The organism is Paenibacillus residui (assembly GCF_042677205.1).
GTDB classification, from domain to species: domain Bacteria; phylum Bacillota; class Bacilli; order Paenibacillales; family NBRC-103111; genus Paenibacillus_L; species Paenibacillus_L residui.
The window spans coordinates 25,635-34,067 of the sequence record NZ_JBHTIU010000060.1; the positions used below are offsets into that span (position 1 = coordinate 25,635).

Sequence of the window (8,433 nt, forward strand, 5' to 3'; positions counted from 1 at the left end):
AAAATAATACGTTGGGGTCACGCCATTCGATGTATCTCTTGCTGTTCATTACAGAGCGGAAATTCCATCTCTGCCCGCAGCCCTTGACCGGCGCCGCTCTGCAGAGTAAGCCGGCCTTGATGGGCTTTGGCAATTCTGGCCACCATCGGCAGGCCCAGGCCATGTCTGTGGGAGACCGGCCGTTTTCTTCTTGAAGAATAAGGAAGCTCCAACAAATCAGGCAGTTCTTCCTCCGGAATCCCTGTACCGTTATCGGAAACGACGATTAGCCCCTTCTGCGAGTCCGGCCCTAGGCCGGTTTCGATCCAAATCACGCATCCTTGCGGATTATGGGCTATGCTATTTTGCACCAGATTGGTTACCGCCCGCTGCAGCAGCTTGATATCCGCCTGCACGCGGATGCTCTCGTCCGTTATTTTCAGGATCAAGTGATACCTGTCCTCCTCCAGCCCATGGTTGAGAAATTCCGTGACAACCTGACGCGCCACTGCGGATAAACGAATAAGCTTTACATCCAGCGGCTGCATCTCATATTCCAGCATGGAGACCAGATTCAAATCCTGAATCAAGGAACGGAGCTTCTCCCCCTGTCTGCGGATAATACCTGCCTGTTCCCTTCCCTCATCGGGCAAAGCGCTGTTCTCCTCCAAATCGCTGGCATAGCCAAGCACCATCGACAGAGGAGTACGAATGTCGTGGGAAATCCCGGCGATCCAATTGGAACGAGCCTCATCCCGGGCTTTAAGCGCCGCATTTTTCTCTTGAAGCTTGTCGGAGGCTTGATTAATGCTATGCGCTAGGTCACTGAATATACCTTTGCATTCGACATGGACCTCCTCTTCCTTGGCGAGAGCATGCACCCCCGACACAAGAGGCCTGATCGACCGGATCAGTCTCGTACCGACTATGATCGAAAGAATCAACACCAGTGCCATATTCCCGACCAGAACAAGGACAACTCTTGAAGGTATCGAGCTTATCCAGCTAACCGGATAAATAAGCTGGTATTTGGCGTAGCTGTTCTTAGGGTAGCCGACCACCAATATCCCTTCATCCTGCTCCCAGACAAATACCGGATAATCCATAAGGTAGTTCCGCGAAAATTTGGCCACCTCCGACAACGTATAAGAACGGGGGATTTCCTCCGGCAGCCGGTATTCCCACTTCACGGCTCCGTCCTCGCTCAATAGCATAGCCCAGGCATGATTTTGCTCCAGCCATTGTTGTTCCGCTTCTCCCAAAACATAGCCGATATCCTTCCAAACGAGAGAAGCTGCTATTCTTTCAAGCACCGAGGCGGGAGCTTCCTTCTCATAGGCTTCCTGAAAAAGGACGGTCCCCAGCATAACCAAATTAAGCGTCAGCAGCAATAAGGATATAACCATGGTCGTTCCAATGTATCTGCGTATCAGCCGGATAATGTAATCCATAGGGCTTTTACTCCTTTGCAATCAGCTTGTAGCCCAGCCCTCTTACAGTCTGCAGACACTGCGGTTTGGAAGGATCAGCTTCAATCTTCTCCCGAATTCTTCGGACATGCACCATCAAAGTATTTTCATAGCCATAGGAGTCATCCCCCCAAGCCGCTTGGCATAGAGCGTCGCTCGTCACAATGCGCCCTCGATTTTCGTACAGCTTCAACAGCAGCGCATGCTCCTTGGCCGTCAGCGGGTACTCCTCGTCAGCTCTATAGACCGTTGCGCCTTCCAGGTCTACCCTGCACACCCCCAGGTTAAAAACAGGCGGCCGTTCAGAGGACGCCGGGGAGTAGGCGCGCTTAAGGATCGCGATGAGCCTGAGAATCAGCTCCCGGGGCAAGAAAGGCTTGACGATGTAATCATCGGCCCCGAGCCCAAGCCCCAGCAACCGGTCTTCATCCTCCCCCCGCGCCGACAGAAAAAGCACCGGCATTCCGGAAAACTGCCGTATGGAAGTAAGCAAAGCAAAGCCGTCCATATCCGGCAGCATCACGTCCAGAATAGCTATGTCCGGTTTATCCGACCGGCATATGGCCAAAGCCGTCTCGCTGTCAGCCGCGGAATAAATCCGATAAAACCCTTCTTTGCGCAGGAAGCCTTCAATCATCACTCTTATTTCAGGCTCATCCTCTACGATGAGTATTTTTCTATTTTTAATAGCATCCAAGTCCATCACCTGGGTCTATTATACATGACATGCCCCCGTTTCTTCCGCCTCTTTCCGGATGATTCTTCTAATTTAAGGTTGGCGTAAGGTCGCCTTCAGCCTGATGAAAGGTTCGGGGCTTATGTTGTTTATGGCCCCCGCTACCAAAAATACAGAAACGGAGTGATCACCGAATGAATGCTGAGCCTATTGTCGCCACCTACAATCTGTCCAAGTACTACAACCATGTATGCCGGGTGAACAAGGTCAATCTGACTGTTCATGAAGGGGAAGTATACGGTTTTCTCGGACCTAACGGAGCAGGGAAGTCCACTTCTCTGAAAATGCTGCTGGGACTGGCCAAGCCGAGCGAAGGCCGCGTCACTATTTTTGGCAAAGAGTTTAGCCGGAACCGCACGGCCATCCTGAGCCAGATCGGTGCCCTCATTGAATCCCCTTCGTATTACGGGCATTTGACCGGATTGGAAAATATGCGAGTCATGCAGCGCCTGAAGAACGTACCGGACAAGAATGTGCGTGAAGCTCTGCAAATCGTGCGCTTGGAAAATCAGAAGGATAAGAAGGTAGATCAGTATTCGCTGGGCATGAAGCAGAGACTGGGGATCGCCATGGCGCTGCTGTCCTTCCCCAGGCTCCTGATTCTGGATGAACCGACCAACGGCCTGGACCCGGCCGGTATCGGCGAAATCAGGGAGCTGATCCGATCATTGCCGGAGCGTTACGGAATGACCGTGCTACTGTCCAGCCACCTTCTGACGGAAATAGAACAAATAGCCGCTTCCGTCGGCATTATCAGCGAAGGAGCTCTCCTGTTTCAAGGGAGAATGGAAGAGCTGCGGGCCAGAAATAATATTACCGTTTCCATAAAGGCCCAGGACGCCATCTCAGCCCAGAAGCTGCTGCTCGCTCACGGGTATAAGCCGGTCATGGACAAAGGAAGGCTGCACTTCGATAATCCGAACGATTTGCAAATAGCGAAGGCGAATCAAATTCTGGTAGAGGCCGGTATTTCCGTCGTCCGCATAGAGGAGCACAAGAGGAGCCTGGAAGATATTTTCCTGGAGCTCACGGGGAAGGAGCGCAGCCTTTGATGAAAGCTTTGGCACTGGAATTCTATAAGCTTCGCCGCAAACGAATCTTTGCCATGATGACTTTGTTTTTGGGTGCAGAGCTGGCTTGGGCTTTCGTATCCATAAGCATGTCCATGTCCCGCCATCCGGACAGTACGTCCTGGGAAGCGCTTCTGGTAACGGTCGCTTCCATGAACGGGTTGTTTGTCCCGATCATGTCTGCGGTTGCCGTATCCCGCATATGCGATATGGAACACAAAGGGGACACCTGGAAGCTGCTGGCCACCACTGCGGTACGGCGCAGCCGGCTATATTGGGCCAAGTATTGGTGCGCCAATATCCTGATCCTCTATTATATTAGCCTTCAGGCTGCCGCCATTGCCGGCTTCGGGATCGTCAAAGGATTTGCGGAACCTTTGCCCTTCTCCCTGCTGATTCCATATATAGGCGGGGCTCTGCTGACCAGCATGGCTATCGTCGCCCTGCAGCAGTGGATTTCCCTGTCTGTCAAAAATCAGGCCTTCGCTCTATCTCTGGGTATGATAGGAGGCTTTATCGGGATGGCCGCAGACTTTTTCCCCGCCGGAGTACGACGGCTCTTTATTTGGTCTTACTATACGGGATTGAGCCCTGTCATCTATCAATATTCAAATCTTTCCGTCGACTACCGGGTTCAACCGTTAGAAACCGGTTCTCTGGCATTTATGTCTATCCTTATCATCATTCTGTTCACAGCCGGCTGCTTTCACTTTTCCCGGCAGGAAATATAAGGAGGTTCACTGCATGATAAGAAGCATTTCGGCGGAGTGGCTGAAGCTGCGCCATTCCCGTATCGGACTGGTGCTCCTCACCCTTCCGGTTCTTAGCGTATTGATTGGCTGTGCGACTTTTTACATGAATCGGAGCGCGCTGCATAACGGCTGGTACAGTCTGTGGACCCAGGTCGGCCTGTTCTATGGCGAGTTCTTCCTGCCTGTACTGATTGCCATCTGCTGTGCTTATGCGTGCCGTTTGGAACATATGAACCGCAACTGGAACGCCGTCATGACCTCTCCTGTTCCTGTGGCATGCATTTTTCTGGCCAAGCTGACCGTCGTTAGCATTCAGATTTTCATAGTGCAAGCTTTATTTATGGCGCTGTATTATTGTGCAGGCCTCCTGTTCGGCTTGTCTTCCCCGTTCCCCCCGGAAGCCTTCGGCTGGATATTGCGGGGCTGGCTTGCTTCGGTATCCATCGGTGCCGTGCAGCTTGCGCTGTCCCTGCGCATTCGCAGCTTCGCCGCCCCTATCGGAATCGGTCTCTGTGCGGCCTTTCTCGGATTGGGATTCTATGTGGCCAAAGTCGGGTTATTCTTCCCTTACTCTCTCTTGACCATCGGCTTGGGTGTTCTAAGCCAAGAAAGTCTGACGGGCGCGGATGACCGTTTGTTTCTTGTGATGAATCTCATCTTCATCGTCGCCTTCTCTTCCTTGGCCATACGCAGATTGCAGAAGAAAGATGTGGTTAGCTAGATGTCCGTCTAGTTTCATAACCGTATACAGCACAAGTGCCACCCCGTTCATTGCAAAAACGGGGCGGGACCGTGCTTGCCCCGCCCAAGGCGGAGAAACCTATTCGAAAGAATCATTAATACTCCGCATCTCTACTGAGATTCTTTAATAATGTAAAGCTCAATTTCGCCGCTGTTTTCTCTGGCTTCGATGAAAGAGAATCCTAAATATCCCTCAGAATTGTATATCTTTGATAGGATTGACCGGCGTACTGTAACCTCCTCTTCTTTACCAGTTGAGAGATCTAAGGCGAATATTTGATTCATGGAATAACGATAATAGACTTTATTATTCATGATAAAAGGAGAATCGAAGGTCATCTCACTCTCTTCGCCTTTAATTTCATATTTGGTAACTCCACTTTCCCGGTCAAACACTCTAACCCTTCCAATTTCGCAGAACACTACCCATTTTTCATCTGCTGTAAAATCCACAATTCCTTCTACATTAGATTTTATTACTCTCGCAGATTTCGTTGAATCGTAAGGGTAAAAAGCTATTTCAAAAGACTTATTGCTCTGCGCCTCCTTCTTTTCAAATACGGATTGATGGATTAACATACCATCTACTACGGGTCTTTGGATAATTAGATATGTTCCTTCTCTGCCGTTATTTCTTTCGTCCAACTTTGCAGTTGCTATCTCAGTGATTTTATTTGAGTTCGGTTCATAAACTATAGCTGAACTAATGACGATATTATTTTCAAACTTCTTTTCGATCCAAGTCAATTGAAAAACTGATGTTAAGAACCTTACATTTTGATTATGGATGTCGATTTTTCTTCCAAATCGTGTTTCGTAAAATTTTTCGATTTATTTACTCCGTAAGTGGTTGTATATTTCTTGAAAACCGTTACAATAGACTTGTCAATAATTAGTAAGGATTTAAAGTCCATGAGGAGGGAAACCGATGGAGAAGATTAAAGTGGCCATTATCGGATGCGGTACGATTGCCAACAGTGCCCATATCAAGGCTTATATGGCCAACCCGAATGCCGAGATCAAATATTTCTGCGACATTATCAAGGAAAGGGCCGATAAGGCTGTTCAAGACTACGGATGCGGGCAAGCGATAGAGGATTATCGCGTCATTCTGGATGATCCTGAAGTCGAAGCGGTTTCAATTTGTACTCCGAATGACGGTCATGCGGCAATCGCCATCGATTGCTTGCGCGCGGGCAAGAATGTGCTCTGCGAGAAGCCGGCCGCCAGAACGTTTGAGGAAGCGCTGGAGATGCAGAAGGTACAACACGAAACCGGCAAAGTATTGAATATCGGTGTAGTCAACCGCTTTAATACGGGAGTCAACGTAGTTAAAAATATGATCGCTAATGGAGAGCTGGGCGAAGTATACCATGTATATGTCAGCTTCCGGGCACACCGCTCCATTCCCGGCCTTGGCGGCGCCTTCACGACCAAAGCGATTGCCGGCGGAGGCGTGCTGATCGACTGGGGCGTCCATTACCTCGATGTCGTTATGTATTGCACCGGAGATCCGCAGCCCAAGACAGTAACCGGTCAAGCTTATTGCAAGCTGGGTAAAGACATGAAAGACTATACGTTTACGAAGATGTGGGCCGGCCCGCCAAATTATTCCGGTACATATGATGTGGACGATTTTGTAACCGGGTTGATCCGGACCGAAGGACCGACCATTTCCTTGAACGGCGCCTGGGCCCAGAACATCGGCGTCAGTGAGACCTACATCGATTTCCTTGGCGACAAGGCGGGCATTCGTCTGCAATACGGCTCCGACTTCAAGCTGTACAGCGCGAAGAATGGCGCTCTGCTGGAGACAACGCCGACTTACAACTCGACGGATATGTTCCAGAATGAAATTGACGGCTTCCTCAATTGCATCCGTACAGGAGAGAAGCTTCCTTCCCATATTGATACGGTCATCTTATCTTCCAAGATTATTCAGGCTATTTACGATTCTTCCGACCAGCGCAAGGAAATTTCGTTCGAGTAGCAAGGAGGCTTTAATACTGTGAAAACCATCGGGTTCATTGATTACTTCCTGGATGAATGGCATGCCAATAAATACCCGGGATGGATTCAGCAAGCAACGAACGGAGAACTGAAGGTCGCCTATGCCTATGGCAAGAAGGACTCCGAGCAGGGTGTCGATAACGCCACCTGGTGCCGGAACATGGGGGTCGAGCTGCTCGATTCCATCGAAGCGGTCGTTGACAAGAGCGATTACTTGATCGTGCTTTCCCCCGACCATCCGGAGTTTCATGAAGAGCTGGCAATCCCTGCCCTGAAATCCGGCAAACCGACTTACGTGGACAAAACATTTGCCCCGGACCGGGCTACAGCTCAGCTTCTGTTCGACACCGCCGCCAAGCACGGCACCCCCTTGTACTCGTCCTCAGCTTTGCGTTTCGCCACCGAGTATGTCGAGGCGGACAGACAAGGGATCGAAACTATCTGCAGTATGGGGCCGGGAACGTTCGCCAATTATTCGATCCATCAGATCGAACCGATCGTTTCCATGATGGGGAACGCCCCGACGAGGGTCATGGCAACCGGAACCCCATCGTTCCCTGCCCTGATTATCGAATTTGCAGACGGCAGGCAGGCGTCCATTCACCATTTTGCCAATAGCCCGTTCAGCCTGGCGCTGGGGTACTCTTCAGGCCAATCGGTCCATCTGAAGCCGGAATCGGATTTCTTCGGCCTGTTTATCCGTAATCTGGTGCAGTTTTTCAACACCGGTCAGCCTACCGTAGATCCATCTGATACGATTGCAATCATCACCATCATCGAATATGGCCTCAAGGCTTTGGAAACGCCCTATCAGTGGGTAGAGCTTCCGAAAGCCTGAACGGGCACGTAAATTTGAAGTAAAACGAGATATGGCGGGCCTAAGCCCGCCTTTTTCTTTTCCCGCTATAATTTGATTACCTTCCTTCTTCTTGTTCCGTCTTATGGACGGAACTCCCCTCTTAGCCGCTTTGGACTGTTATCCCCCTTAATCAGAAAGCGTCGCTGGCGTTCTTAGTGATACGCATCCCGATATACACCTTTCCGATCATTACGGTATGTGCATGACAGCCGGTTGGATGCTCGGAAAATGGAGTTGCGGTCTTGATCTAATAGCACTGCCCGTTGGATTCAAACGCTAATGCATGGATCGACTAATCAAGTCTGCTTTCGACCGTTATCCCCTCTCCTCAGAAAGGCTTGAGGCCGCTGCCTTGGTCTTAGTCCTATCCCGCTTGATTCCATTCAGACCGGCCCTGTACCTGCACATCTTCTTATATGAGCCCGATTCTAATCCGGAGCTTCTGAGTGATGGGGATAATAGTCCAATGGAAGGGAAAAATGGTGTCCGGTCGTTACTGAGCCGTTGGTATAACAGACAAAGAACGAGGAGAGAGATATGGGACAGCGCGCCAGTTACCAAGGAGAGCAGGATAACGGTCCGAAGAAATACGGTACCCGGTGATTGCAACCCGGCCCATGAGATAAGGGTTAATCCCATAAGTCGGATTGCGATCTTTCAACCCCTGTCACACGCCGGATAGCGTAAAAGACGGGCAAAACCGCAGGTCTTTTTTGGTAAAAGCCGCGCAATACCTGATTCTAAAGCGATTACGGCTAGGCCCCCTAATTCCGGAGTCCGCACCATAAAAAAATAACCATGTATACAATTCCTCTCT

General features: G+C 50.2%; 8 protein-coding genes. 5 read left to right on the top strand and 3 right to left on the bottom strand.

The annotated features are described in order from the left end of the window. Positions 1-17: 17 nt before the first annotated feature. Together ACFQ03_RS16645 and ACFQ03_RS16650 are read right to left on the bottom strand one after the other, a co-directional pair. Positions 18-1,430, bottom strand: coding sequence for a sensor histidine kinase (locus ACFQ03_RS16645; RefSeq protein WP_379289540.1), 1,413 nt, complete (start codon positions 1,428-1,430; stop codon positions 18-20). Positions 1,431-1,437: 7 nt separating this feature from the next. Then, positions 1,438-2,151 (bottom strand): response regulator transcription factor, encoded by a 714-nt coding sequence (locus ACFQ03_RS16650; protein ID WP_379289552.1) that lies wholly within the window; start codon positions 2,149-2,151, stop codon positions 1,438-1,440. Between the two features lie 167 nt (positions 2,152-2,318). Between ACFQ03_RS16650 and ACFQ03_RS16655 the strand changes: the two genes are divergently transcribed. Genes ACFQ03_RS16655 through ACFQ03_RS16665 form a run of 3 tightly spaced genes read left to right on the top strand, consistent with a single transcriptional unit; the run spans position 2,319 to position 4,727 of the window. Then, the gene (locus tag ACFQ03_RS16655) at positions 2,319-3,236 is read left to right on the top strand and encodes an ABC transporter ATP-binding protein (protein WP_379289542.1); all 918 of its coding nucleotides are present in this window, start codon (positions 2,319-2,321) and stop codon (positions 3,234-3,236) included. Next, complete coding sequence (locus ACFQ03_RS16660; protein ID WP_144937214.1) at positions 3,233-3,985, top strand: ABC transporter permease; 753 nt, start codon at positions 3,233-3,235, stop codon at positions 3,983-3,985. The genes ACFQ03_RS16655 and ACFQ03_RS16660 overlap by 4 nt, the downstream gene beginning before the upstream one ends. A gap of 13 nt (positions 3,986-3,998) precedes the next feature. After that, on the top strand, positions 3,999-4,727 hold the full coding sequence (locus ACFQ03_RS16665) for an ABC transporter permease (protein ID WP_379289545.1): 729 nt from the start codon (positions 3,999-4,001) through the stop codon (positions 4,725-4,727). Positions 4,728-4,858: 131 nt separating this feature from the next. On the opposite strand, the gene ACFQ03_RS16670 is transcribed toward ACFQ03_RS16665, so the two are convergent. After that, positions 4,859-5,494, bottom strand: coding sequence for a hypothetical protein (locus tag ACFQ03_RS16670; protein WP_379289547.1), 636 nt, complete (start codon positions 5,492-5,494; stop codon positions 4,859-4,861). Positions 5,495-5,675: 181 nt separating this feature from the next. Here ACFQ03_RS16670 and ACFQ03_RS16675 point away from each other — a divergent pair, with 181 nt between their 5' ends. Together ACFQ03_RS16675 and ACFQ03_RS16680 are read left to right on the top strand one after the other, a co-directional pair. After that, positions 5,676-6,737: a Gfo/Idh/MocA family protein gene (locus ACFQ03_RS16675; protein WP_150960241.1), complete on the top strand. Its 1,062-nt coding sequence runs from the start codon at positions 5,676-5,678 to the stop codon at positions 6,735-6,737. A gap of 18 nt (positions 6,738-6,755) precedes the next feature. Further along, positions 6,756-7,595, top strand: coding sequence for a Gfo/Idh/MocA family protein (locus ACFQ03_RS16680; protein WP_144937226.1), 840 nt, complete (start codon positions 6,756-6,758; stop codon positions 7,593-7,595). The last annotated feature ends 838 nt before the right edge of the window (positions 7,596-8,433 follow it).